Source organism: uncultured Sphaerochaeta sp., assembly GCF_963676625.2.
Classification (GTDB): Bacteria; Spirochaetota; Spirochaetia; order Sphaerochaetales; family Sphaerochaetaceae; genus Sphaerochaeta.
Genome location: NZ_CAXXYB010000004.1, coordinates 265,857 through 292,328, shown reverse-complemented (window position 1 = coordinate 292,328; position 26,472 = coordinate 265,857). Strand labels below are relative to the sequence as shown.

Sequence of the window (26,472 nt, the reverse complement as noted above, 5' to 3'; positions counted from 1 at the left end):
AAGAAGCTTTTGAAAGTGTCTTTCTCCACGTTCTTTTTCTCGTGGAACAAACCCCTTGAGGTCCATACCAAAGATTGGAGCAGGCAAAAGGGGTTCGTGCCCTGTTTGGCAATGTTGTAGGGTAGGGCCAGATTATATTGAGTTTGCATTGGTGCAGTTAAAGGTTCAAGGAAGAACTTCTTGATTTGGTGAATGGCATAGGAAATTGCTAGAATATGATGTTACCTTCTGCAATTCCCTTGTTTCCATTCCAGTTGCATGATACTTGTCACCATCGTTTATAAATAGAATAAAGACTAACAGAAATCGTGAGGAAAAGAAGAGTTATGACTATTAGAAATCAAATTATGCTTATTACCTATCCAGACAGTATGGGGAAGAATCTGAAAGAATTATATGAGATTCTGGATAAGCACTTTCAAGGCATCATCGGGGGATTGCATATCCTTCCGTTCTTCCCGTCTTCTGCAGACCGTGGTTTTGCTCCTACAAGTTACGAGATTGTTGATTCTGCATTTGGAGATTGGAACGATATCAAGGTCCTCTCTGATCGTTATTATCTTATGGTTGATTTCATGATTAACCACATTTCTACTGATTCTCTGTATTTTCAGGATTTTTTACTGAATAAGGAGCAGTCCGTCTATAAAGATTTATTTTTACGATATAAAGATTTCTGGCCGAACAAGGAGCCTACACAGCATGACATTGATCTTATCTATAAAAGAAAACCCCGAGCACCATATCTTGATGTAACGTTTCATGACGGCACGACCGAAAAAGTGTGGTGCACTTTTAGCGATGAGCAGGTTGACCTTGCTGTCAGCACGCAAACTACGAAAGCTTTCATTTGCGATACCTTGCAGAAACTATCGGATCATGGTGCTTCTATCATCAGATTGGATGCTTTTGCCTATGCTATAAAGAAACTTGGGACAAATTGCTTTTTCGTTGAACCTGAAACGTTCGAATTGCTCAACTATTGTCAGAGCATCGTGAAAGACAAAAACGTCTGTATCCTGCCAGAAATCCACGAGCACTATTCGATTCAGATGAAGTTGGCGGATAGGGGGTATTGGGTTTATGATTTTGCGCTTCCCCTATTGCTACTTAATGCACTTTACACCGGAAAAAATAAAAATCTGGTTAATTGGTTAAAAATCTGTCCAAGAAAACAGTTTACGACATTGGACACGCATGACGGGATTGGTGTGGCTGATGTAAAGGGATTGATGACACAACAAGAGATTGACCAGACCACGGAATTCTTATTTTCCAAAGGTGCCAACGTAAAGAGAATCTATAATACATCGGTATATAATAATCTTGACGTCTACCAACTGAACTGTACTTATTACTCTGCCCTCGGAGATGACGACGATGCGTATTTACTGGCACGTGCCATCCAATTTTTTGCGCCTGGAATTCCGCAGATTTATTATGTGGGTCTTCTGGCTGGGAAAAATGACATCACTTTGCTAGAGAAAACAAAGGTCGGTCGGGATATCAACCGGCATTATTATTCCAAAAAAGAGGTTGAGCGAGAGATTGAAAGGCCTCTTCTATGCAAAATGTATCAGATCATGAAGTTTAGGAATTCGTTTCCTGCTTTTGATGGGGATATCACGATTGAGAATACCAACAAGGAGAACGAATTGGAAATAAAATGGGTGAAAGGAAAATCTACCGCAGTTCTACAAGCGGATTTGAAAACTTATTTTTTTAAAATTTTATATTCCTCTGATGGTGAAGCAGAGAAAGAGTTAATCTTATCTTGTTGAGACTTTGGAAGGTATTCTTCTTGGTTTGATGGATTTGCCGGAATTATTTTCCAGGCTCGCTGGCAATACCTGTTGTTCAAAGACAATGCAGTGCCTTATTCGTATAAGGTACTGCATTATTTTAGTCCAAGACTATGCGTTTATAGAGTTATTTTAAAACGATCCTTTTTAGAAGGACTCTTCATTCCCCGCATTCATCCTTATGTTGGTGTTCATGGCAAACCGAACCAGTGGACTTGAGTTTGCCGGCCAGGTAGGCTTCTACCACATCCTTGGCAGCTCCTGTGGCTCCGACAACAACCTCGATGCCTTTCTCATTGAAAATATCTACGGCACCACCGCCCATACCGCCTGAAATGATTACATTGGCCCCTTGCTCATGCAGGAATACCGGAAGGAAGCCTGGCTTGTGGCCTGGGTTCGGAACCGTATCGATATGAGTGATTTTCTCATTTTCGCAATCAAAGAGCATAAAGCTCTCACAATGGCCAAAGTGGCCTGAAACATTTCCTTGATCACTAGCTACTGCAATTTTCAACATAGATTTCTTCTCCATTTTCGTTAGTATATTTGCGACATCTTCAAACCAAATTCCTTCATAGTCCTCGATCGTTCCTGCATCACAGGCCTTGGAAATGTTTGGGTCAATAGGAAGTTTGGCCAAAACCGGAATTGAATGGGCTTGGGCAATCTCCTCTATATGACTTTCTCCGAAGATCTGATAGTTCTTGCCATTATCGGGACAAGCGAAATAGGACATGTTCTCAACCAATCCGACAATTGGTATATTCATCATCTCGGCCATCCTTACTGCCTTGGTGACAATCATGGAAACCAATTCCTGAGGGGAGGTGACCATGACGATGCCCTCGACCGGCAAGGACTGGAAAACCGTCAACGGTACATCCCCGGTCCCCGGGGGCATATCGATGAACAGATAATCGATATCACCCCACATAACATCAGTCCAGAACTGTTTTACGGTACTGGCAATCAAGGGGCCTCTCCAGAGAACAGGGGCCGTCGCATCCTCGACAAGCAGGTTGATGGACATGACCTTGATCCCTTCCTTGGTGATATTAGGGTAAATACCATCCTCGCTTCCTACTGCCTTGCTTGTAAGTCCAAAGGCCTTGGGAATTGAAGGACCGGTTACATCGGCATCGAGTATCGCTGTCTTGTAACCTTTCTTGCTCATTGCTACAGCCAGAAGAGAGGTCACCAGGGATTTGCCTACGCCTCCCTTTCCGCTTACGACCGCAATGACATGCTTGATGCTGCTTTGGCTATTTTCCTTTGCCCGGAAGTCAAAATTCTCTTCTGCCTTCCTATCTGTACAATCCTCATTGCAGGAGCCGCATTGCTCGTTGCATCCTTCACTCATATATTTTTCTCCTTCTCGATGGTCAGGTGGGTGCCACCCGATAGATATTCGATGGTATTGCCTAACTTGGCATGTAAAAAATTGAAACTATAAGCTCCTGTACAGTGACAGGTGTAGAACTTTGCCCCGGTCTTTTGCAGATAGGTAGCAATTAGCGAGAGAGTTTCGTCACTTTCCGGTTCTCCCGTCCTATGATTGAAAAGATGGAATCCCCCAATGACATGAGTTGGAAAATATCCCCGTTTTGTATGGAAAGCCTCGAGAATATTGACGATGCCCCTATGGGCGCAACCAGCGATCAACAGGCAGACACCTTCTTCCTCTACGACCAGATTTTGTTCATGGGAGAAATCATCGGGAATATAGGTTTCTCCTATTTTCTTCAAGAGTGTCTTGTTTCCTTTTGGGAAAAACTTGGTCCCCGTAACTCCCGAGAACAAGGATATGCCTGAATATAGTTGATGCTCCACTCCTGTAAATACCAATTGTTTGGATTCCAAGAGATTCCTGTCCAATCCTATATAGTGATAGGCGTCATCTTCCCTTTGGGAGTAGTAGGGCCCAAAACCATCTTCCCGGACAAAGATCTTGGCTGTCTTGTTAAGGGCAAGAAAGGTTTGCAAGCCTCCTCCATGATCAGAATGTCCATGGGAAATGACAACACAATCAATATCTTGCAAATTTACTCCCAAGATACGGGCATTTTCTGCAAACAGTGACGTTTCTCCGGTATCGAAGAGAATTTTATGGCCGTTTGACTCCAGAAAAAGACTCAATCCATGTTCAGAGCCAAGCAAGGGGTTGTTTGTTGAATTTTCCAGTAAAGAAATGATTTGCATGGTCACGTACTCCTTTTTAGCAAATGCATGGTATTGTCAAATACCGATCGCACGGCAAGACCAGAATCACAATCGACTTCGACAATCGTTTTTCCCTGGTTTATTGCTTTTATGGCTTCTTTATCAAAGGGGATCTTTCCCATGAAGGGAATTTCTTTTTTCCAGCAAAAAGCTTCTATAAGGGCACTTTGCTGGACATTGGTATCATATTTATTGATGCACACGACAACCTTGACCTGAAATTGAGATGCGGTCTGTATAATCCTGAGCATATCGGAAACCCCGGAAACCGATGGTTCCGCGACAATAAGGACCAGATCGACACCAGCAAGTGAAGCTATGACCGGGCATCCAATGCCGGGCGAACCGTCTATGATTGCAATATCGGTTTTGGGAGCATTCTTTTTCAGTTGCTCTTTTACCTTGGTAACAAGTTTTCCTGTGGTACCGCTTCCCATTTTCAAGGTAGCAGTCGAGAATACAGACTGTGCATCCGCAAATAGATGCAGTTCCCCGGCCTTTGCTTCTTGCATGGAAATCGCAGAGACAGGGCATACCAAGGTGCACGTCTTGCAACCTTCACAGGTCAGGGAATCCACGGTATATCTCTCTTTGCGGTGAATGGCATCAAAGCGGCAAGCTGCCATGCATTTCCCGCAGTCAATACAGATTTTTTCATCAATTTTTGCCTTGGGAAAGCTAAAATAGTCCGTATCTTGCTCAGAAGGAAAATGATTGTGTATCAAATGAAGATTTGGGGCATCGACATCACAGTCTGCATACGCCTTGGCCTTTAGAAGGTCAATGAAGGCACTGGCAACGGTGGTTTTGCCCGTTCCTCCCTTACCGCTGAGCAGTAGCAACTGTTTCATGGTCAAGCTCCTTGCGTATGGTCTGGAGGATCGATGAGAAGAGTTTTTGGAATTCACTCTTTTCCCTGGAGGCGATCAGGGCCTGTGAATGCAGGGCTCCCAGTTTCTTGTCAAAGGGTAGGAACCCTACAATAGGCACGTTGTGTTGTTTGCAAAATTCCTCGGCAGGGTTTTCCCCCTCCATGCATTTATTCAGGACAACCGCATGTTTTTTTCCCATGAGAATGACCAGTTCCAGGACCATCGCCAGGTTATGAACTCCAAAGATGGTAGGTTCGGCAACCAACAGGCAAAAATCAGCATCGGCGATGCTTTCCATTACCATGCAACTGCTTCCCGGCGGGCAATCGATAAAGGTCATTCCCTCACGCTCAATTTTAAGCAGTTGCTTGACTATCGGCACTCCTGAATCATGTCCGATATCCAACGTTCCCGTTATGGTTCTTACGTTATCTGATCTGCCAATCTCAATAGTTCCGATGGTCTTGTTTTCCTCAAAAAGGGCTTGTTCGGGGCAGGTGAGGATACACCCACCACAAGAATGGCAGACCTCTTCGAAGACCATCAAGTTTTTGCCTATCAAGGCAAGGGCATGGAAGGCACAAAAATCAACACAGGTATGGCAGGCAATGCACCGTTGGTCATCAACTTTGGGTATCAAAACCGAAACCTCGGTTGTTTCTTTATCAGAAGGTTTAAAATAGAGGTTCCCGTTGGGTTCCTCTACATCACAATCGATGTAGGTCGCTGTGCCCGCCACTGCGGCCAAATTAACCGATAGCAGGGTTTTGCCCGTACCTCCCTTACCACTGAGAATGGCAATGGTGGGCAAAGACGTTTTAGTGGCCATTATGGAAGCCCGGATGTATGGACTCAAGGACGGAAAGTTTCTTATTTAAAAAAGCATCGATATTATCGGCTATGCTCAAATCAAGAGCCTTGTACAGGCTAATATTTGCACTTTGCAATATCTTTGCCGCATTTTCTCCGCATCGTATGGTGATGAGAGTAGCTACTTTTTTATCCACCAAGGTTTGGGCGGCCATGATGCCTGCCCCTCCTGGGCTCTCAGCAGCTTCGTTTACCTTGAATTCACACTCTTTGGTCTCTGTGTCATACAGGCAATAGAAAGGAGTACGCCCAAAAGAGACGCATACGGAAGTGTCGAGGCTTTCGCCGTCTGATGGAATGGCAATTATCATACGTTGTTCCTCCCTGGATTTCCAGGTTATGTAGTCTTGATTTCTTCAATGGTGCTGTTGCACCCAAATCGATGGCAATTCCCGGAGGTGCATCCAGGGCCATGTCCATCGCAAAGGTGGTATTCTCCTCCTTCAATGAAGAGAACTTTTCCATTTACCAATGCTTGGGCAAGTTTCGTCCGGGCAGTGTCATAGATTCCTTGAACCGTAGTTCTTGCAACATGCATCTGGTTTGCACATTGTTCCTGGGTAAATCCTTCCAAGTCAATCAAACGAATGGCTTCGTATTCGTCAACTGTCATATAGACGGCATGTTCCTGGTCGAGCGATGACCCGATGGGGCCAAATCGGTTGTTTTCTGGCAAACAGCAGACATTTCTCCACTTTCTTGGTCTTGGCACAAAGATACCCCTTTAACGGTTTTCCAGTTTTTCTTCCAGGATTTGTAATCTTTGTTCCAGAATTTTTTTCTGTTCCAAAAGTTGCACCGTGTTTCTGGAAGCGCTGCATTGTCTCGGTCCGAAACCGTGGCCACTGCGACCTCTTCTTTCCATTTGGGAATTGCACATTCCCAATCCGTTTCCCCTCATGGGGCCAAGGCCTCTTGGACCTGATCCATCTCTTGCTGGCATACTTGAGCCTCCTTGATAGTTATTGACATATGTCGTTTACATACATACCTTACATTCATTACTGGCATATGTCAATAACTAAAATTGTTTTTTTCCCTTTTGAGTATGAGTCTTCCTCTTTCCAGAGTCACTGTTCTTTTGTGTATTGTCTTCTGTCCTTGGTTTTCTGAGAAGCAAGAAAAGAACATCTGAACTGGGGGAGGGGACATATTGTTTGTGTTATTGGTTCAGGGATTTTGTCAGCAACAGAAAATGGTGAGGTAGAAATATGAAAAAGCCTATGATGTTTTTGTTGGTAAAAGCAATAATTATCAGTGTTACGTACGATTATATGAATCTTGGCACAGACTGTATTGCAGTATTTTCCTCTTTGTGAAAGAGTGTCGTCTACGGATGGATTATGTTTGTTACCTTAGGTTATCGAGCGTCCATCGAGAAGGGAATATGACGAAAGATCTGACTGACGGAAGTCCAATGAAACTTATCCTTGGTTTTTCCATACCTGTATTGCTGGGTTACGTTTTTCAACAATTTTATAATGTTGTAGATACTGTTATTGTAGGGAAAAGCCTCGGGGTGGAAGCCCTTGCGGCCGTTGGTTCCACTGGGTCGGTCAATTTCCTTATCATCGGTTTCTGCATGGGCCTATGCAGTGGATTTGCAATTCCTGTTGCCCAGAAATTTGGGGCAAAGGACTTTAGCCTCATGCGCCAATATGCTTTCAATGCTGGAATCCTGAGTATTATCTTTTCAATTGTCCTTACGGTACTTACCTCACTTTTTTGCCGTCCCATACTTGTTGCCATGCAGACTCCCCCAGATATCATCGACAGGGCTATCTCCTATATCCGTATAATTTTCTATGGAATTCCCTTGATTATCCTCTATAACATGGTATCGGGAATCATTCGTGCCCTGGGTGACAGTAAGACGCCTGTTTATTTTCTGATCCTGTCCTCACTCATGAACATCGGCCTGGATTTATTGTTCATCTTGGTTTTTCACTTTGATGTAGCAGGAGCTGCTCTTGCAACGATTATTTCCCAAGGAATATCTGGCATTGCCTGTCTTGTCTATATGACAAAAAAGTTTGAAATTCTCCAATTTTCCCAAGATGAAAAAAAGATCAGGCCCCGGCATTTCAAGACGCTTTGCAATGTAGGGATTCCCATGGGGTTGCAGTATTCCATTACTGCCATCGGCAGTGTCATTCTACAGGTTTCCGTTAATTCCCTTGGTTCCGGAATAGTTGCGGCCGTTACCACCGGTTCGAAGATAAGTATGTTTTTCAGTACTCCCTTCGATGCCCTGGGAACCACTATGGCTACCTTTGGAGGCCAGAATACTGGCTCAGGTAAGTTTGAGCGTCTCAAGAAAGGAGTACGAGCCAGTTCCCTTTTAGGATTTTTTTATTCGATCGTCGCCTGGATTGTCATGTATTTCTTTGGTGCCAAATTATGTTTATTGTTCCTGGGGTCCGACAATGTACAAATTATCGAGAATGCACATTTATTTTTAATAATCATCAGCGCTTTTTATTTTCCTTTGGCATTGGTCAATATTGTCCGGTTTATGATTCAGGGGATGGGATTCAGCAGATTTGCCGTGTTTTCTGGTATTTTTGAAATGATTGCAAGAATCGGAGTCGCCTTGTTTGCCGTACCCGTATGGCATTTTACCGCAGTGTGTTTTGCTTCTCCCGTGGCTTGGATCTTGGCTGATTTCTTCTTGGTTCCAGCCTTTTTCCAATGCTACAGAAAACTAGAAGACCTACAAAGGAAATATGAAGTAAAGAAGGCTAGCCAACAGGTAAGCCTTTCTGCGAATGAGAAAGGATGAGGATCTTCTTTTTTAGTTGATAAAAACCGGTTTTCTGCCACTTTGCATCCATTTCTTGTGGGTTTGGAAAAAGTGAAAAAGGTCGTTTTTCCCAAAAAATATCCAAAATTTTTGTATTTCTTATATCTATTTTGCGCTACGTTTGCAAAAGCATGCTAGATTGAAGAAAAATCTAGCATGAAATTTGCATAAAAATACTGGAACTTGCATACATTCCGTATTATAGTGTTGAAATAATAATGTACTCAGAGATGAGTTTTGGGGAAGAAAAATGAATGGAATCATTGTTCTCTTGATTGGGGGAATAGCACTTCTGAGTGGCTATTTTTTTTATGGGAAGGTATTGTCGAAATTGTTCGGGGTAGACCCTTCCAGAAAGACTCCTGCCGTGGAATTGGAAGATGGTGTCGATTATGTTCCAACTAACAGACAGGTTGTCTTTGGACATCATTTTGCATCAATTGCAGGAGCTGCTCCTATTGTAGGACCTATTGTAGCATCCATGTTTGGGTGGGTTCCCGTGCTTCTTTGGTGCATCGTCGGAGGGATCTTTTTTGGGGGAGTCCAGGATTTTGGTTCAATGTTCGCCTCAGTTAGAAATAAAGGTCGTTCCATCGGATACATCATCGAATTGTATGTCGGAAAAGCCGGAAAGAAATTGTTCCTGTTGTTCAGTTGGCTTTTTTGTATATTGGTAATTGCAGCCTTTGGCGATATCGTTGCGGTTTCCTTCAATGGTATCGGAGCTAACGGAGTCCATCAGTTTATCAATGGAGCTACTGCCTCAACCAGTGTCCTATTTATTTTTGTCTCGGTGGCTTTTGGGTTTTATATCAAGAAAAAACAGCCTACCAGCATGACCATGACCATTATTGCCATTCTATTGCTTGTTGCCTGTATTACCTTGGGAATGCTTTTCCCTTCCTATATTCCCAGGAGTGCTTGGTTGGTCATTGTTTTCCTATATATAATGGTGGCGTCGGTTACCCCTGTCTGGGCGTTGTTGCAGCCTAGGGATTTTCTCAATAGTTTTCTTTTGATATTCATGATAGTTGCCGCCATGGTCGGTATATTCGTAGCTCATCCCGCAATGAATCTTCCTGCTTTCGCCGGTTGGAATGTGAAGGGGCAGAATATCTTCCCGTTCTTGTTTGTTACCATTGCTTGTGGTGCTGTTTCTGGTTTCCATGCCCTGGTTGCCAGTGAAACCAGCAGCAAGCAGGTTAAGAGCGAAAAAGATATGCTTCCTATCAGTTATGGTGGCATGTTGGTGGAATCGTTGTTAGCCGTCATTGCCCTTGTGTGCGTCGGGGCCAAGGTTGGTACGGTTGCTGCCGGTGACGGTGCTCCGGTAATCTTTGCCAAGTCAGTGGCAGCCTTCTTGGGAGTCCTTGGTATTCCCAATGAATTGAGCTCCACGATCATTACTCTTGCCGTCAGCGCGTTTGCCCTGACCTCGCTGGATTCCGTGGCACGTGTTGCACGCCTTTCCTTTCAAGAGTTCTTCTTGGACAGCGATACCGATATCAGCAAACTGAGTGGCTGGAAGAAGATTTGTGTGAACAAATATTTCGCAACCATCCTGACCTTGGTTCTTGGCTATATCCTGGCTAAAATTGGATATGCAAATATCTGGCCGCTTTTTGGTTCTGCAAACCAGATGCTTTCTGCCTTGGCGCTTTGTGCAGTTGCCTTGTTTATGCAGAATACCAACCGCAACGGAAAGATCGTCTGGATTCCCATGTTCATCATGTTGGCCGTCACCTATACGGCTCTGACCCAGATCATCATCAAGAACTTTGCAACCCTCGGATCTGGAACCTTTGTTTTCGGAACCAATGGTATGCAACTTATTTTCGGCATACTGATACTTGCCTTGGGGCTCGATATCGGAATACGTGCAGTAAGAAAGCTGTTCTTCAATAAGGATAAAACTGCTGCTACTGCTGTATAGCCAAAAACACATAGTATTTTTCTAGGGTTGTCAGGGTTTCCCTGGCAACCTTTTTTAGCGCCAAAAGCAATGGAAGTTTGTTGCTTCAGATTGTTGTCATTGCTTTTGCAAAGGCGTTGAAAATCCCTTGTTCAAGAAATCTTTCTAAAAAAAATCGGAAAAGAAATAAAAAAAGAGACAAAAAATCCTGGTGTCATGGCTATAGGATTGTTCTGTTTTTTATTCTCTTTCCAAAAGATTGGTGTAACGATTAACTTATATGGTTAATCGTTTAAATTTAGATTTTTAGATGGTCTGAAATTTGATGGAATTTAGAGAAAAAAACACTATAAAAATTATCTAATTCCTTTATATATAAATTTTTGTTGACAATCCAAATATGGAGGGTTACTATTTTCTTATGAAGTAAACCCTTTAATTTCAGTGGAGGAAAAGTTGGCAGTTTCAATTAAGGAAGTAGCTAAACTTGCGGGAGTATCGGTTGCAACAGTATCCAATGTACTCAACGATACAAAGAATGTTCGCTCTGAAACAAAGGAAAAGGTAGAGATAGCGGTAAAGCAGCTGAACTATCGGATAAATCCCTTGGCCAGGAATTTCAGGAAAGGCCAGAGCAAAGTAATTGGTTTTGTAGTTTCTGATCTTTCCAACTATTTTTTCCAGAATGTCGCGATCGGTCTTGAACAGAGTCTGGCAAGTTATGGTTATCATGTTGCCTTGATGGACAGCAAGGAATCAAAGGCAAATGAAATTGAAAATGTCCGGAATTTGCTTGCTTCTTCGGTTGATGGTTTGGTGCTGGCAATAAGTGGTGAAGATTGTAGCTACTTGCATCTGATTCTGGAGAACCATGATGTCCCTGTCGTGTTTGTCGATCGCAAGCCTCTTGGGTTTACGAGTGACATGGTGTTATCGACCAATATGGAAGGTGCCTATCTGGGTGTGAAGCAATTGATACAGAAGGGGCATGAGAAAATTGGATTTCTGACCAGTCGTAATGACTCCACGATGAAAGAACGTATCGATGGCTACCGACAGGCCCACAGTGAAGCGGGACTCAAGGTGAATGAAAATTACATTATGACCGGTGACAATTCGGTTTCGATTTCCCAGAGCCAGTTGCTCCATGGTATTTCCTATACCCAGACGAGGGAATTGATCGAGGGTGGTGAGGTGACGGCCTTGTTTGCAGGAAATAACCTGTCCTCCATCGGTGTCTATAATTACCTACGGGAAGCAAATATCAGGGTACCTGAGGAAATTGCCTTCATGACCTTTGATGACTCTTTCTGGCTTTCCATGACGACACCCAGTATTTCGGCAGTCAAACAGGATCCTGATACGATTGGTTCTGTGGCCGGTCAGTTAGTCTATGAACGTATTTCTGACAAGACCAATTCACAACCAGACAAGATTGTGCGCATTCCGACTCGCTTGGTTCTGCGCCATAGCATGTAAAGAAATCAGACAAATCCAAAAGACCAAGTAGTGTACATATTTTTCTATAATTTTCAAAAGGAGGGAATTATGAAAAAGGTTACGAAATTGACGGTATTTATTTCTCTGGTATTGTTGCTGACAACATCGGCAATCTTTGCCCAAGGGGGTTCCGAAGCGACCAAGACTGCTCCTGGCCCGGTAACCGTAAATATTGCCTTGGCAAACAATCCGTTGTCCCAGGCTCTGGCTAAGTATGCCCAACAGTATTACAAGGCTGACGGAGTAACGGTGAATATCTCGGTGCTTCCCGAGAATGACCTTCGCCAGAAACTGACAACAGGTGCGGCAACCAAGGACAGTACGTACGATATTATCTATATCGGACCGTATGAGGCCCAGACCTGGGCCAAGAATGGTTGGCTGGAGAATCTGAAACCGTATTTTGACAAGATGTCATCTGATCAGAAGCAATGGTATGATTACAATGATCTTATCAAAGGTATGTTGGATTCAGTGTCCCTGGATGGCATTCCCTATGGTGTTCCGTTCTACGGAGAGACTTCATTCCTTATGTATAACAAGGATCTATTTGCCAAGGCAGGCCTGACCATGCCCGAGGAACCGACTTGGGACCAGGTATATGCATTTGCCAAGAAGATCAATGATCCTGCAAATGGTATTGTCGGAATGACCATGCGTGGAGCTCCTGGTTGGGGAATGAGCGGTGCTCCGTTTACTACGATGATCAATGCTTTCGGCGCTCAATTCTATGATATGAATTGGAATGCCACCATTGATACTCCCGCCATGCGCAATGCTTGGATGATGTATAAGAAAATTCTTACCGAAGCCGGTCAGAAAGATGTCCTTAGCTATACCTACAATGAGTGTATTGCCCTGATGTCGAGTGGTAAATGCGGAATGTATTATGATGCCACATCCCTGGCCCCTCCGCTTGAAGCTTCCGATAGTGCTGTCAAAGGCCATATCGGGTATGTAATGGCACCACATGAATTGCTTAAGAAGAATACGGCTTGGTTGTGGAACTGGACTATGTGTATCAATCCAAACTCCACTACGGCAAAAAAACAAGCTGCCTTTGACTTCATTCTATGGGCGACCAGCAAGGATTATATTGCCTTGACGCTGAAAGAGGATCCTTCCTGCGGTACGACTCCCAGTGCCAATCGCTATAGTACCTACGAATTGAGCGAATATGCAAAGGCTCCGTATGCGGCAATCACATTGAAAACCCTTCAGAACCTTGATTTCACCAAGCCTACACTCAATCCTGCCCCGTATGTCGGGTTGCAGTATATGGCCATTCCGGAATTTGCTGATATTGGTACCGCAATGACTGAATATCTGGCCGACTATGTGGTGAACAAGACCAGTCTCGATGAGGCTATCAAGAAGACCCAGGCTGTTTTTGAACAGGCTGCAGTTGATGGTAATTACAAGAAATAATAAAGACCTGTTTTGGGTATGTATCTGATTTTCAGTCCGGTGGAATTCACCACCGGACCTGTTTCTTACTTTTTGTAAGATTTTGACCTCCCTCGAGATACTCATGTTCAATTGTAGGAGTGCATATGGAAAAACAAAATACAATTCTGTCGGGGCCCGAAATGTCGACAATCAAATTGGTCCTGCCTCATCCAGATAAAAGACATATTCACTATCATACGGATTATCGTTATATAATCCCGGGGGTTGTTTTTGTTGCTGTCATGACGCAGATACCCTTTCTTATTACCATTATTTTTTCTTTTATCAAATGGAATCTTTCACGTCCCGATATTCCAACCGTGTTTGCAGGTTTTTCAAACTATTGGTTCTTCATAAAAAGCATTGAATTCTGGCAGATCCTCTGGCAAACGGTCCTCATTACGGGAATCTCCCTGGGCTTATGTACCATACTGGGGTTCTTGATGGCTCTGTTACTTGATAATGAGGTTCCCTTCATCAATGTAGCCAGGACGTTGATACTCGGGCCCTTCTTTGTCATGTCAACGGCCAGTGGGGTTATCTGGAAAACGACGATATTCAATACTATCTTCGGTTGGTATGGAGTCCTTGCCCAGAAACTCAATTTTACACCTGTCGATTGGATCAGCTATCATCCTGTCGGAGTCATTATCTTGCTATTCATCTGGCAATGGATGCCGTTTTTCGTATTGATTCTCCTGGCCGGATTGCAGGGAATTTCAAAAGATCTGACGGATTGCATGCAACTTGATGGGGTCAATTGGTTGCAAGGAACCTTTTTGATCAAATTGCCTTTGATCTCGAACCAGGTACGGGTGGCCGTCATGCTGGGCTTGGTTTTCCTGATCAAGGAGTTTGGCCTGATTCTTGTCACTACCAACGGTGGTCCGGGGAAGAGCAGCTATACCTTGCCCTTCTACGTCTATTACCAAACTGTATATTCGAACCAAATAGGGCGGGCGGGTGCTCTTGCGGTAATTACCGTTGCCCTTACGTTGATCTTGATACGAACACTGTACACGCAGATCAAAAAAAGGAGTATCTGATGATAATCAAGGAAACAAGAAGCCTTTCTCAAATTCAGCGCTCCATGCGCATCAGAAAGATTGTCAAGAAAACGGTCCTGGCTCTGATAATCTACCTTGTTGCCATTACCTATTTTTTTCCTATTCTCTATATGTTCCTATCGGGTTTCAAGACAGAACAGCAGGCTGTAAAGCCTTCTCTCAGGTTTTCACCGACTCTTGAGACTTATAAGAAGGTATTGTCCGATCCCACGATGATCGCGTACCTGAAGAATTCAGTCTTTCAGGTAATCCTGGGAACAGGAATCAGCCTCCTTTTTGGAATTCCTGTAGCCTTTGCCCTGGTCTTTGGTAAGTTGAAGACCAAGGATAGTTCTGGCAAGATATATCTCTGGTTCATCACTACGATTTTATTGCCTCCAGTGGCAGTATTGATTCCCTTGTTCATCACGTATCAGAAACTCAATCTCAAAAACAATCCCCTGGGATTGCTTCTGGCCTATATCGGATTCAACATTCCTCTTGCCGTATGGCTGATTCATTCATTTTTCAGTGACTTGCCGAAAGATATCTTTGAGGCAGCCCGCATAGATGGATGTTCCCGTTGGCAACAGATGGTGCTCATGGCAATACCCCTTGCCCGTACCGGTATCATCAGTGCAGGTTTGATCATTGCCGTACAGATTTGGAACGAGTTTTTTCTTGCTTTCAATCTCACTGGGAATCCTTCGGCCACCTTGTCAGTCTATATGTCCAGGTTCCGTGAACAGCAAGGTTTGTTTGTTGCCCAGTTGTCAGCTTCCTCCACCATTTCCATTCTACCCGCACTCATTCTCGGATGGATGAGCCAGAAAGCCTTGGTCAAGGGACTGACAATGGGAGCCGTAAAGGAATGACTGAACGAATCCTTGTATACGACATTGGAACTACCAGCGTAAAGACAATGTTGTTCGATCTTGCGGGAAATGAAACTGAACAGGTTTCTGTTTCGTATCCGACAACCTATCGACAGCGTTGTGTGGAACAGGATCCAGAGGATTTTTGGCAAGCTGCCATTGAAGGAACTAAGGATCTGAGTGAGCAGGGCAGGACCCAGGTAATAGGTATCGGGATAAGCGGGCACATGAATGGTGCGCTTTGTCTGGACAGGCAGGGGCGGAGTGTCCGGCCTGAACTCATCCATAGTGATACACGGAGTCTTGAAGAAAGTACGCTGATACAAAAAATACAACCTGAAGGGTTTCTCTTGCATGGAAATCGGGTGAACGAGCATTTGTCCTTGTCAAAGATCCATTGGATTTTTCGTCATGAACGGGAAAACTATGAGAAAACGGCCTTCTTTGTAAATTCCAAGGATTATTTGCGTAGTAAGCTTACCGGGCAAATCGGGGAAAGCGATTTTAGTGATGCTTCCCTTTCCGGAGCCTTGGATATGCAAAAAAAAGATTGGGATGGCGATCTTCTTGCCAGCTTGGGCCTTGATCCCTGCCGTTTCCCCAGGCTGCGAAAAAGTACGGAAATCGGAGGTCATCTTATTTCTTCCGCAGCTCTTGTCTTGGGATTGAAACAAGGAATTCCCGTATCCATGGGAGCAGGGGATGCTGCTTGTGCGACTCGTGGGGCAGGAATGAAAGATGCCAGTCAGGCCTATGCTTGTCTTGGTAGCAGTGCCTGGATCAGTACGCTCAATACCCAAGTAGTTCCTGATAAAGATATGAGATTGCAGCATTTTTTCGATCTTGATGGCGAGCATGTCAACGTATGCGGTACGGTGCAATGTACAGGTATCGCTTTTGACTGGATCATGAAAACCCTTGGGCTGGAACGCTCGGAGGTCGAAAACCATTTGCGGCAGTGTCGTCCTGGAAGCAAGGGCATTCTATTTGCGCCCTACCTGCTTGGTGATCGCTCTCCATTTTGGGATAGCAAGGCCAGGGGAGCCTTTGTGGGGCTTTCGCTTTCCCAGGGACCTCTGGATATAGCTCAGAGCGTGCATGAGGGAGTGGCTTTTGCCTTGGCTTCTGTTCTGGAGGTCTATACTCAACTGGGTTTTGGTTATGACTGTTTGACAGTTCTTGGCGGTGTGGCACGTAATCGTCCCTTCCTGCAACTGTTATCCAATGTCTTGGGAAAGCCTCTGGATATTCATCCTCAGCCAACCCAAGGGTCAGGCAGAGGAGCGGCGATGGCTGCAATGGTTGCCATCGGGGCTTCTTCTACACTTGAGGAAGCAATGATTCATTGGGAAGTTACCAAGGACCGAGTCCTTCCGGATGAATCAAAGACCAGACAATATGAAAGATTATATCCAATTTTTGAGAAACTGTATGAGAGCGGGAAACCGATCAATGATGCATTGTATAGAATTTGGAATGAGGAGGATGCCCTATGAGAGCCGTATTGATTGAAAAGCCTGGAGTGATTTCCGTTCAGGAAGCACCGATGCCGGTCATTGAGGACGATGAGGTATTGATCAAGGTCATGTCCAGTGGTATTTGCGGAACAGACGTTCATATTTTCCACGGAGAATATCTTGGTTCCTATCCGATTATCCCCGGACATGAGTTCAGTGGCATTGTCGAAAAAGTCGGAAAACTGACAAAACGGATACAGGTAGGTGACCATGTGGCCGTTGAACCTAACATTGCGTGCGATGATTGTGAGAACTGCCTCGAGAACCGACAGAATTTTTGTGTTCATTGGGAGGGAGTGGGTGTTTCCAGACCTGGTGGAATGGCCGAATATGTCAAGGCACCGGAAAAAGCGGTGTTTTCCATCGGTTCCCTTTCCTTCGATGAAGGAGCTTTTTGCGAACCACTGTCCTGCGTATTGCATGGGATTGAACAGATTCCTCTCAAACTGGGCGATCGTGTATTGGTGCTCGGAGCTGGTCCCATTGGAATGTTGCTTGCCCGGACTGCCAAGATTCGTGGTGCCAGCACGATTGTCCAGGTTGACAAGAATCCCAGTAGGCTTGCAATGGCCAAGGCCTATGCCGCCGATGAGGTTTTCAATGACCTTGAGTTGCTCAAAGGGCAAGTTTTTGATGTAGTCATAGAGGCTTCTGGTACAAAATACTTGCTGGAAAACAGTCTGCACTTTGCACGGTCCGGTGGTTCTGTCTTGTTTTTCGGAGTTCCCAAAAATGACTTGCTGATCCAACTCAGTCCATTTGAGATATTTTCAAGGAGTCTGAAAATAATAGGGACCTATACATCCGTACGTAATTCGATGCAGGCACTCCGTCTGATGGAAAGCCATCAAATTGATGTCCGTCCCCTGATCAACCCCATTCTTCCCCTGAGTTCCTTTAGTCTGGGTGTTCAGTCTTTGGTCGAAGGAAAAGAAGGCGTAATGAAAGTGATGATCAAGCCACAACAATAATTGCAAAGGGCTTGCTAGATACAATACTAGGGATAGTTTGGAGGTTCACAATGGGTGAAAAGATTTTGGATAGATTCAGTTTGAAAGGAAAAACAGCATTGGTGACCGGTGGAGCGCAGGGAATTGGGCGTGGCTATGCTTTTGCCTTGGGAGAGGCCGGGGCGAAGGTCGCAATTGTCGATATCAATCCAGATACTGCTGCTGCGACGGTGAAAGACCTTGAGGCAGCGGGTATTGAGGCCATGGCCTGTGCTTGCGATGTAACAGATCCTGATCAAGTGATTGCAATGGTGAAAAGTGTCGTCGAGGCCTGGGGAAAGCTGACCATTGGAGTGAACAATGCAGGAATGGGTATTTGGAGCGATGCACTGACTATGCCTTTTGCAATGTGGAAAAAGACTATGTCCCTGAATATGGATGGTATTTTTCTTTGTGCCAGGGAAGAAGCAAAGTATATGATCAAGGAAGGGTACGGGAAGATCATCAATACTGCCTCAATGAGTGCCCATATATCCAATACACCTCAGAACCAAGTTGCTTACAATGCATCCAAGGCAGGGGTATTGCATATGACCAGGTCCTTGGCAGCGGAATGGGCTCCCTTCGGGGTGCGGGTCAATTCAATAAGTCCCGGATATACCAAGACCGAGTTGGTAGAAAAACTTCTATCCAGTCCGGAAGGAAAGAAAATGGAACCTGAATGGATACGGTTGATTCCCCAAAAGAGAATGGCCTCCGTAGAAGACCTGCAGGGAGCCTGTTTGTATCTTGCCTGTAAAGCCTCTGATTACGCCACGGGAAGCGATATTATCGTAGACGGCGGATATTGCTGCTGGTAATGGCAATGTAGGTTTGGTTGGGGCATTCCTGTTGGAATGCCCTGCTAATGAGTATCGAATCTTTTCAAGGGGACGTGTGATGAAAGCATTGGTATTAGAGGAAAAGTTAAAGCTGAGCCTACGTGATTTTTCCATAGAGGAAACCGTGGGTCCTGAGGATGTACGGATCCAAATCAAGGCCTGCGGTATCTGTGGTTCGGATATTCATTATTACCTCCATGGAGCGATAGGGGCCTACGTAGTACGGGAGCCCATGATTCTCGGACATGAGGCTGCGGGTGTAATTACCGAGGTCGGTTTACAGGTAAAGAATTTCAAGGTAGGGGATCGTGTCTGTATGGAGCCAGGTATTCCGAATCTCAGAAGCAAGGAGACCTTGGAAGGAAACTATAATATCGACCCGGCGGTTCGCTTTTGGGCAACTCCACCCATTCAAGGTTGTCTGCGGGAAGAGGTGGTGCATCCTGCAATGTTTTGTATCCGATTGCTGGATAATATGAGTTTTGCCGAAGGGGCCATGATGGAACCCTTGGCCATTGGAATGGAAGCGGCGAAGAAAGCCCGAATTGAACCAGGAGCTACCGCTTTGGTAATAGGTGGTGGGACCATAGGCATTATGGTAGCACTCAGTGCCTTGGCCGCGGGGTGTTCGAAAGTATATATAAGCGATGTGCAGCAACCAAAATTGGATATAGCGGCGAGTTATCCGAACTTGGTTCCGATTAATTCTGCCAAGGAAAATCTCGAAGATGCAATTCTTGGGTATACCAGGGGCCTTGGGGTTGATAGAATCTTTGAAGCCAGCGGGTATGGTCCGGTGTATCCTGGATTCTTTCGATGTGCCAGCCCTGGCTGTAAAGTTGTCCTCGTCGGTATTCCTTCAGAACCTGTATCGATTGATGTTTCTTTTCTCCAGGGACGAGGGATTAGCATTGAGACGGTTTTCCGTTACGCCAATGAATTCGATAAGGCCGCTGCTCTGGTAAGTGCGGGAAAGATTGATGTAAAGCGATTGATCAGCAAAACCTTTCCTTTCGAAAAATCTGTTGAGGCCTATACCTATGCCGCAGCCAACCATCCAGACGTGGTCAAGGTAATGATCGAGCTTTAAGAATAATCTTTGTAGGAAGGTCCTGGTTTGGTATCAAAATTTTCATGACCTTTCCCGTTATTGATGTTCCCTATCTTTTTGATAGGGCGTTTTTGTTGGTATTATCTCAAATTGACAGTCTGCACATTCTTTCCTGAATGGAGTGAATTTCCATAACAAAATGCTTTTATCCCTATTGTGGTATATAGAGGTTCTGTGATTAGCAAATCCCTGTGTTGGCAAGGTTTCTTCGGAAAGTGAAAAAGAAAAGCAGAAAATCAAAATGTTTCTATTGTTATCAAAATAACAATCAAATTATATTTCTAACAACTTGAAAAAAAAATAACCACCATGTATGCTGTTAGAAATAAAGCCCGTTAATTCTCTTGGATTGTCCACAAGGAGAGAAGAATCTCCGATATTTGGCAAACACGATGAGAAGTTTTTGGGGTTCTCTCTGGATTGGCAAAAAATTATGCTTGGGCGTATTGGTTTTGAGTGTTACCAGAATTGGATTTCTAGTGGAATTCAGTCCTGTAGCAAGTTTTATAAGTTCTAAAATCATTTTTAGGAAGGAAAAACGAATGAAAAGAATTGTAACAGTAGCATTGATGATTGCTTTGATGACCGGGGTGGTCTTTGCTCAAGGGAGCAGTGAGAAAACAACAGCTGCCGCTTCGACTTCCAAGAAGACCTTGCGAGTGGCAATGGAATGTGGATACGCTCCCTATAACTGGACCCAGACAGATGCTTCCAACGGTGCCGTGCCTATTGCCGACTCCAATGACTATGCCTACGGGTATGATGTCATGATGGCCAAGCTTATCGCCGAGAAATTGGGATATCAGCTTCAGATCGTAAAATTGGACTGGGATTCCCTGGTACCTGCCGTACAGTCCGGTTCTGTCGATTGTGTCATTGCAGGTCAGTCCATTACTTCCGACCGTATGCAGATGGTGGATTTTACCACTCCTTATTATTATGCTTCCATTGTTTGTCTTACCAACTCGGATAGCAAGTATGCTTCAGCCAAGGGAATTACCGATCTTAGTGGTGGTACCTGTACCAGCCAGCTGGGAACCGTTTGGTACGACACCTGTCTTCCCCAGATCCCCAAGGCAAACGTGCTTCCTGCACAGGAATCAGCTCCTGCAATGCTCGTAGCCCTCAACAGCAAGCGTGTGGACTTTATTTGTACCGATATGCCGACTGCACAGGCTGCCATAGTTGCGTATCCCAACATGAAGATTCTTGATTTTACCGGTGGTTCAGATGATTTCAAGGTCAGTCAGGAAGATATCAACATTGGTGTTTCCGTTTCCAAGAAAAATCCTGAACTTACCAAGGCCATCAATGGGGTTCTTGCAACACTTACTGTTGTCGATTTCAATACCATGATGGATAAAGCTATCTCAGTACAGCCTTTGTCAACTAACTAATAAGGAATCTATATGTCCATATCTGAAATGAATTTTTTCCAGCGTATGGTATTTATAGTGGAAAAATATAGTGGCTCCCTACTCAAGGGGGCTGCTACCACTATGGCTATTGCCTTGATCTGTACGGCCTTGGGCTGTCTCATCGGGTTTGCCGTAGGAATTGTCCAGACTATTACACCGAGGAAAAAAACGAGTCCAGTCAAAAAAGGTCTGCTGAAAGTGGTCAAGATTCTTCTGGCCATCTACGTAGAATTCTTCCGTGGGACTCCCATGATGCTTCAGGCTGCCTTTATTTATTATGGCGCAAGTCAGTTGTTCAATGTAAATATGGGAATGTGGCAAGCTGCCATTCTCATTGTTTCCATCAATACCGGTGCCTATATGGCAGAAACGGTTCGTGGTGGAATTCTTTCTGTTGATCCAGGTCAGACAGAAGGGGCCAAGGCCATTGGAATGACCCATTTCCAGACCATGATGAATGTCATCCTTCCCAGGCCTTGAGAAATATCATGCCACAGATAGGCAATAACCTGATTATCAATATCAAGGATACTTGTGTTCTTTCCATTATTGGGACTGTGGAACTTTTCTTTACCTTCAAAAGTATTGCAGGAGCCCTGTATACATATTTTGAAGCGGCAACGGTCACACTGATAATTTACTTCATACTGACTTTCACCTGTTCGAGAATCCTTCGCCATCTGGAAAACAAGATGGATGGTCCTGCGAATTTCGATTTGGCGACTGCCGATACCTTGGCATTTACCAGTGGATTGAACTCCTATAACGAGAGAACAAGAGGTTCACTATAATGGCGGAGATATTACAGATACAACATCTATCAAAAACGTTCGGAACCAACGTAGTACTCAGGGATATCGATTTTGTGGTCAAGAAAAATGATGTAACCTCAATAATCGGAGCCTCCGGGTCGGGTAAGTCCACATTGCTTCGATGCATTAACTTGCTGGAGGATCCGACTTCGGGTGAAATCCACTTTCATGGCAAGGATGTAGTCAATGGTACTGTCAATGAAGTGGCCTATCGTGCCAAGGTTGGGATGGTCTTTCAGTCCTTCAATTTATTCAATAATCACACGGTTCTCGCCAACTGTATGTTGGGCCAGACTAAGGTTCTGAAGAAAAAGACCGAGGAAGCCAAGCAAGCTGCCATTTTTTATCTGCAAAAAGTTGGGATGGAGGCGTATATCAATGCCAAGCCCCAGCAACTTTCCGGTGGACAAAAACAACGCGTTGCCATTGCAAGGGCTCTGGCCATGGAGCCTGAAATTCTTCTTTTTGATGAACCGACCTCTGCCTTGGATCCTGAGATGGTAGGTGAGGTACTCGATGTTATGAAGGCTTTGGCAAAAGAGGGCATGACTATGTTGGTGGTTACCCATGAAATGTCCTTTGCCCGCGAAATTTCCAGCCATGTTGTTTTTATGGATGAAGGCAAGATAGCAGAAGAAGGTCCTCCAGAACAAATTTTCGCGAATCCCACGAATTTGAGAACCAAGGAATTTCTTTCCCGTTTTACCGGTAAGTGACAGAGAAAAATACTTGAATCAAAAAAAGAGAGAAAGCTACCGCTTCAGTCTATCAGACAAAGGCGATAGCTTTTCTTCTTTATAAACGATTCCTTATTCCCGAGACAACATACATATCCTTGTCCGATCGTACGATATCGACAGTGAAGAAAGACGAAAGAAGGGAAGCCAGTTCTGTTTCCCCTATGAGTTCCAGCGATACTCCCCGTGCCTTATGACAATGTACGGAATTGAGGTGAACTCTTCCCATATCATGGGCGATGGTCAGCCGGCCACCGACTTTGGTAAAAGTGGCAAGCATTTCCACCAATCTGCCAGGTGACGGAAAATGGGGGAGGGCATTGAATAGCATGACCTTGTCGAACAATTGATCAAAACGAGCTTGTTCAATATCGAGATTATACAGTTCAATGCAAGACTCCTTATATTTTTCGCGTGCCCTGGCTATCATGTTTGATGAGATATCAACCCCGACAATGCCTGTAACTTTTCTCGAAAGATAACAGGGAAACAAGACACCGGTTCCACAGGCGACATCCAATATCCTATCCCCTGCTTGGATATCCGCAAATGACAGTATTGACTCAAGTTTCTTGGGGCAGGGCTTACGACCAAAATCCCAGGTAGGAGCTTGGGAATCAAAAAAGGAAACAACTTCGCTACGATCAATTGCGGTCGCTAGCATGCCACGATCTCCTTGATAAAAAACTCTCTTCCCCCCAGTAATTCCTTGTGGTTGCTTCCGCATTGAGGACATACCCCCTTGTTGGGAACAAGGGGATATACCTTTTTACAATTCTTGCACAAGGCATTGGCAGGTAGTATCTCGATTTCCAGTTTGGAATTTTCCAAAGCAGTTCCATCTACAGCGGCAGGGAAACACTCATGGAGGTACCGAGGAATCATGGAAGAGACTTCCCCAATTTGCAGTACAATCGTCTTTACTTGTTGTAAATTGTTTTCCTGCATGGCTTTCTCGACTATTTTCACCACTTCCATGACTACGCTGAGTTCATGCATCAATTTGCCCCTGTAAAGACATCCTGCACTTTTTGTACGGTAATGCGGACCTTGCGTTTTAGTGCCGTCTTTATTACTGCCGGCTTGACCTGTTCATACGAAAGCCCTGCCCCGTCATAGACCCTCTTTAAGGAAATGGCCTCGAACTTGCACTTGGTCGTGCATTGTCCGCATCCTACGCACAGATACTCGTCAACGATTGTAGCTCCGCATCCCAGACAACGATCAGTCTCTTTCTTGACCTGTTCCTCCGTAAGGATCCCCCGGTTATCAGAAAAGGAAAGGGCCTTCGAATGGTTTGGTGCAACTCGTTGCCTGGGAGTAGTATCGTAATCTCCCAAAACAAGACTTTCCTTGTCGAGGGCTGTATATTCCCTTCTATCCCGTCCATTTACCAAACTCTGGCCAGGCTGTACGAAACGATGGATGGAAATGCTTGCTTCCTTGCCAAGGGCAATGGCATCGATGGCGAATCTGGGGCCGGTAAGGGCATCACCGCCGATAAATATATCGGGTTCTCCACTCTGGAGAGTGAAGGAGTCGGCAATGGCTGCCTTGTTGGGTTTTGTCTGGACTTTGCTTTCCTCAAGCAGTGTCCCCCATTCTATCGATTGTCCGATGGAAAGCAGTACTGCATCCGCGGGAACCGTGATGATTTGTTCTTCATCATACACCGGATGAAATTTTTTCTGTTCATCGAAGACAGATAGGCATTTCTTGAATTCCACACCGGTAACCTTGCCTTCAGTAAGTACGATGCGTTTCGGTCCCCAGGAGTTGTTCATCGCGATATGTTCATTTTCCGCTTCCTCTATTTCCTCTGGAAGGGCAACCATTTCGTTTCTGGCTTCCAGGCAATACATGGCTACCGATTGTGAGCCTACCCTTGAAGCGGTACGGGCGACGTCAATCGCTACATTCCCGCCTCCGATGACAACCACGTTTCCCGTAAGTTTCTTGTCAGAACCAAGATTGACTTCCCGAAGGAATTCAATACCGGAGATGACATTTTCTGCCTCTTCACCCTCTATGCCGAGGCTCCTTCCTTGCTGGGCTCCGATGGCAAGGTAAAAAGCCTTGTAGCCTTGCTCTCTCAGTTCCTGCAGCGAGATATCCTTGCCTACCTCGATACCGGTCTTGAATTCCACTCCCATTTCACGGAGAATGTCGATTTCTGCCTGCACTACGGTTTTTTCCAGTCTGAAGGCAGGAATACCCAAGGTAAGCATTCCTCCAAGAAGTTGTTGTTTCTCGAAAACCGTCACTTTGTATCCGTCGATGGCAAGGTAATAGGCACAGGAAAGACCCGAGGGGCCCGCACCCACTATGGCTATTTTTTTGCCATAATCATGACGTTTTTTTGGAATGAAACGTTTGGATTCATCCATATCCTGTTCTGCAATGAATTTTTTGATATCATCGATGGCAAGAGGATCATCAATATCGCCGCGGGTACAGGCATCCTCGCACTTCTTTGGGCATATTCGGCCACAGACAGCAGGGAAGGGGTTTTCTTTCTTGATCAATTCCAAGGCCTCGGTGTAGCGTTGTTGTGAGGCCAACTTGATATATCCTTGTACAGATATATGGGCAGGGCAGTTTGTTTTGCAAGGACTCGTTCCTGAATCCACGACATCGGTGCGGTTTGTGCGATACTCAGGATTCCATTCCTCAGGTCCCCATTCTTTGTTCCGAGGTGTATACTTCCGTTCAATCTTGTCCACGACCGGTTTGGAGGAACATAACTTCTGTCCCAGATGGAGAGCGTTGACTGGGCAATTCTGTACGCATTCACCGCAAGCCACGCATTTATCCCTGTCCACCACGGAGACGTAGTTGGAACGGACCATGTCTACGTTGTAGAACATCTCCGCGGTACGCAGCGAAAGGCAGGAACACCCGCAGCAGTTGCAGATGGCATGGGTTTTTCCGCTTCCATCGAGATTCGGAATCTGGTGCATGAGCCCATTCTCCTCGGCTCTCCTGATAATTTCAAAGGCTTCCTCGCGAGTTACCTGACGGGCTCTCTTGGTCCTGATATAGTATTCGGCGGCATGACCCAATTGGATGCACATATCTTCCTTGAGATGGCCACAGCCCTCTCCCATGGACTCCCGTACGGTTCTGCAGGCGCAGTCAGATACCGAAAAGATTGTGCTTTCATTGAGATACTTGGAAATTTCTTCGTACGAAGCTCTTCTGGTTTCTCCCGAGATGGCGGTCTCGATGGGAATTACGCGCATCAAGCCGACCCCAACGGGAAACATTCCGACCGACTTGGCTCCCCTGACAATTCCATAGTCGTTGAAAGCCTGTGCGATCTGGGGATGTTTATGCACATTTTCCAGATTGTTGGCCATCATTTCCATGATTCCCGGAACCCAGGTGTCATACCAATATTTGTCGACACCCTCCTTGTTGTTCACAAAGCAGACTCCATCGGTGGCCAATTGTTCCAGGAGTATTCGAGTGGTCTCTTCATCTTTCTTGCAAATTGCAGCGACTTCGGCAACGCTCTGGGGTTTCCTGAATTCGAGGGCCAGGGCAACCTCACCCATCTGTTCGGTAACGACGGGTTCAAGTATCATATATTCGGGATCTTGTGGCCCTATGGCTCCCTTTTCTCCCATTTTCTTTTTACTTACCTTGTTTGCAAATTCCAATACTTTGTATTTTACTTCCTGCATGTCGCTAT

The 26,472-nt window shown here is 45.1% G+C and carries 25 protein-coding genes; 15 read left to right on the top strand and 10 right to left on the bottom strand.

Translation table 11 applies throughout. The features are described from left to right. The first annotated feature begins 326 nt into the window (after positions 1-326). Positions 327-1,781, top strand: a complete 1,455-nt coding sequence (gene gtfA, locus ACHZBG_RS04585; RefSeq protein ID WP_320128270.1) for a sucrose phosphorylase — start codon at positions 327-329, stop codon at positions 1,779-1,781. Positions 1,782-1,962: 181 nt separating this feature from the next. Here gtfA and ACHZBG_RS04580 read toward each other — a convergent pair whose 3' ends face one another. From ACHZBG_RS04580 to ACHZBG_RS04550, 7 genes are read right to left on the bottom strand one after another with little or no spacing between them, the layout of a single operon-like run. Beyond that, complete coding sequence (locus ACHZBG_RS04580; protein ID WP_320128269.1) at positions 1,963-3,165, bottom strand: iron-sulfur cluster carrier protein MrpORP; 1,203 nt, start codon at positions 3,163-3,165, stop codon at positions 1,963-1,965. After that, positions 3,162-4,004 (bottom strand): MBL fold metallo-hydrolase, encoded by an 843-nt coding sequence (locus ACHZBG_RS04575; RefSeq protein WP_320128268.1) that lies wholly within the window; start codon positions 4,002-4,004, stop codon positions 3,162-3,164. The genes ACHZBG_RS04580 and ACHZBG_RS04575 overlap by 4 nt, the downstream gene beginning before the upstream one ends. A 2-nt stretch (positions 4,005-4,006) precedes the next feature. Further along, complete coding sequence (locus tag ACHZBG_RS04570; RefSeq protein ID WP_320128267.1) at positions 4,007-4,876, bottom strand: ATP-binding protein; 870 nt, start codon at positions 4,874-4,876, stop codon at positions 4,007-4,009. Continuing rightward, positions 4,848-5,726, bottom strand: coding sequence for an ATP-binding protein (locus tag ACHZBG_RS04565; RefSeq protein ID WP_320128266.1), 879 nt, complete (start codon positions 5,724-5,726; stop codon positions 4,848-4,850). Before ACHZBG_RS04565 ends, ACHZBG_RS04570 begins: the two co-directional genes overlap by 29 nt. Then, positions 5,716-6,078 (bottom strand): NifB/NifX family molybdenum-iron cluster-binding protein, encoded by a 363-nt coding sequence (locus ACHZBG_RS04560; protein ID WP_320128265.1) that lies wholly within the window; start codon positions 6,076-6,078, stop codon positions 5,716-5,718. Before ACHZBG_RS04560 ends, ACHZBG_RS04565 begins: the two co-directional genes overlap by 11 nt. Positions 6,079-6,104: 26 nt before the next feature. Further along, positions 6,105-6,479: a DUF134 domain-containing protein gene (locus ACHZBG_RS04555; RefSeq protein ID WP_320128264.1), complete on the bottom strand. Its 375-nt coding sequence runs from the start codon at positions 6,477-6,479 to the stop codon at positions 6,105-6,107. A 12-nt stretch (positions 6,480-6,491) separates the two neighbouring features. Next, complete coding sequence (locus ACHZBG_RS04550) at positions 6,492-6,710, bottom strand: DUF5320 domain-containing protein (protein ID WP_320128263.1); 219 nt, start codon at positions 6,708-6,710, stop codon at positions 6,492-6,494. A 444-nt stretch (positions 6,711-7,154) separates the two neighbouring features. Here ACHZBG_RS04550 and ACHZBG_RS04545 point away from each other — a divergent pair, with 444 nt between their 5' ends. From ACHZBG_RS04545 to ACHZBG_RS04480, 14 genes are all read left to right on the top strand, one after another. Continuing rightward, positions 7,155-8,549 (top strand): MATE family efflux transporter, encoded by a 1,395-nt coding sequence (locus tag ACHZBG_RS04545; RefSeq protein WP_320128262.1) that lies wholly within the window; start codon positions 7,155-7,157, stop codon positions 8,547-8,549. A 271-nt stretch (positions 8,550-8,820) separates the two neighbouring features. After that, entirely contained in the window at positions 8,821-10,503 is a 1,683-nt protein-coding gene (locus ACHZBG_RS04540) for a carbon starvation CstA family protein (RefSeq protein WP_320128261.1), read from the top strand. Positions 10,504-10,938: 435 nt separating this feature from the next. Next, positions 10,939-11,961 carry a LacI family DNA-binding transcriptional regulator gene (locus tag ACHZBG_RS04535; protein WP_320128260.1) on the top strand — a complete coding sequence of 341 codons (1,023 nt, stop codon included), beginning with the start codon at positions 10,939-10,941 and terminating at the stop codon, positions 11,959-11,961. A 69-nt stretch (positions 11,962-12,030) separates the two neighbouring features. Further along, positions 12,031-13,410, top strand: coding sequence for a sugar ABC transporter substrate-binding protein (locus ACHZBG_RS04530; RefSeq protein ID WP_320128259.1), 1,380 nt, complete (start codon positions 12,031-12,033; stop codon positions 13,408-13,410). 125 nt (positions 13,411-13,535) lie between these two features. Beyond that, positions 13,536-14,477, top strand: a complete 942-nt coding sequence (locus tag ACHZBG_RS04525; protein WP_320128258.1) for a sugar ABC transporter permease — start codon at positions 13,536-13,538, stop codon at positions 14,475-14,477. Continuing rightward, a complete protein-coding gene (locus tag ACHZBG_RS04520) occupies positions 14,477-15,352 on the top strand; it encodes a carbohydrate ABC transporter permease (RefSeq protein ID WP_320128257.1) in 876 nt (291 codons plus the stop codon). The genes ACHZBG_RS04525 and ACHZBG_RS04520 overlap by 1 nt, the downstream gene beginning before the upstream one ends. Further along, positions 15,349-16,848: an FGGY family carbohydrate kinase gene (locus ACHZBG_RS04515; RefSeq protein WP_320128256.1), complete on the top strand. Its 1,500-nt coding sequence runs from the start codon at positions 15,349-15,351 to the stop codon at positions 16,846-16,848. Before ACHZBG_RS04520 ends, ACHZBG_RS04515 begins: the two co-directional genes overlap by 4 nt. After that, a complete protein-coding gene (locus ACHZBG_RS04510) occupies positions 16,845-17,840 on the top strand; it encodes a zinc-dependent alcohol dehydrogenase family protein (RefSeq protein ID WP_320128255.1) in 996 nt (331 codons plus the stop codon). Before ACHZBG_RS04515 ends, ACHZBG_RS04510 begins: the two co-directional genes overlap by 4 nt. A gap of 50 nt (positions 17,841-17,890) precedes the next feature. After that, positions 17,891-18,679 carry a glucose 1-dehydrogenase gene (locus ACHZBG_RS04505; protein ID WP_320128254.1) on the top strand — a complete coding sequence of 263 codons (789 nt, stop codon included), beginning with the start codon at positions 17,891-17,893 and terminating at the stop codon, positions 18,677-18,679. Positions 18,680-18,758: 79 nt separating this feature from the next. Continuing rightward, positions 18,759-19,790, top strand: a complete 1,032-nt coding sequence (locus tag ACHZBG_RS04500; protein WP_320128253.1) for an NAD(P)-dependent alcohol dehydrogenase — start codon at positions 18,759-18,761, stop codon at positions 19,788-19,790. 563 nt (positions 19,791-20,353) lie between these two features. Then, positions 20,354-21,208, top strand: a complete 855-nt coding sequence (locus ACHZBG_RS04495; protein WP_320128252.1) for a transporter substrate-binding domain-containing protein — start codon at positions 20,354-20,356, stop codon at positions 21,206-21,208. 12 nt (positions 21,209-21,220) lie between these two features. Next, positions 21,221-21,709 carry an amino acid ABC transporter permease gene (locus ACHZBG_RS04490; RefSeq protein ID WP_320128251.1) on the top strand — a complete coding sequence of 163 codons (489 nt, stop codon included), beginning with the start codon at positions 21,221-21,223 and terminating at the stop codon, positions 21,707-21,709. Continuing rightward, positions 21,706-22,020: a hypothetical protein gene (locus ACHZBG_RS04485; RefSeq protein WP_320128250.1), complete on the top strand. Its 315-nt coding sequence runs from the start codon at positions 21,706-21,708 to the stop codon at positions 22,018-22,020. Before ACHZBG_RS04490 ends, ACHZBG_RS04485 begins: the two co-directional genes overlap by 4 nt. Continuing rightward, positions 22,020-22,757, top strand: a complete 738-nt coding sequence (locus ACHZBG_RS04480) for an amino acid ABC transporter ATP-binding protein (RefSeq protein ID WP_320128249.1) — start codon at positions 22,020-22,022, stop codon at positions 22,755-22,757. The genes ACHZBG_RS04485 and ACHZBG_RS04480 overlap by 1 nt, the downstream gene beginning before the upstream one ends. Before the next feature lie 79 nt (positions 22,758-22,836). Here the strand turns inward: ACHZBG_RS04480 and ACHZBG_RS04475 are convergent, their stop codons facing one another. Genes ACHZBG_RS04475 through ACHZBG_RS04465 form a run of 3 tightly spaced genes read right to left on the bottom strand, consistent with a single transcriptional unit; the run spans position 22,837 to position 26,464 of the window. Continuing rightward, positions 22,837-23,442 carry a class I SAM-dependent methyltransferase gene (locus ACHZBG_RS04475; protein ID WP_320128248.1) on the bottom strand — a complete coding sequence of 202 codons (606 nt, stop codon included), beginning with the start codon at positions 23,440-23,442 and terminating at the stop codon, positions 22,837-22,839. Further along, positions 23,436-23,777 carry a hydrogenase maturation nickel metallochaperone HypA gene (locus ACHZBG_RS04470; RefSeq protein ID WP_320128247.1) on the bottom strand — a complete coding sequence of 114 codons (342 nt, stop codon included), beginning with the start codon at positions 23,775-23,777 and terminating at the stop codon, positions 23,436-23,438. The genes ACHZBG_RS04475 and ACHZBG_RS04470 overlap by 7 nt, the downstream gene beginning before the upstream one ends. Further along, positions 23,777-26,464: an FAD-dependent oxidoreductase gene (locus ACHZBG_RS04465; RefSeq protein ID WP_320128246.1), complete on the bottom strand. Its 2,688-nt coding sequence runs from the start codon at positions 26,462-26,464 to the stop codon at positions 23,777-23,779. The genes ACHZBG_RS04470 and ACHZBG_RS04465 overlap by 1 nt, the downstream gene beginning before the upstream one ends. Positions 26,465-26,472 lie beyond the last annotated feature (8 nt).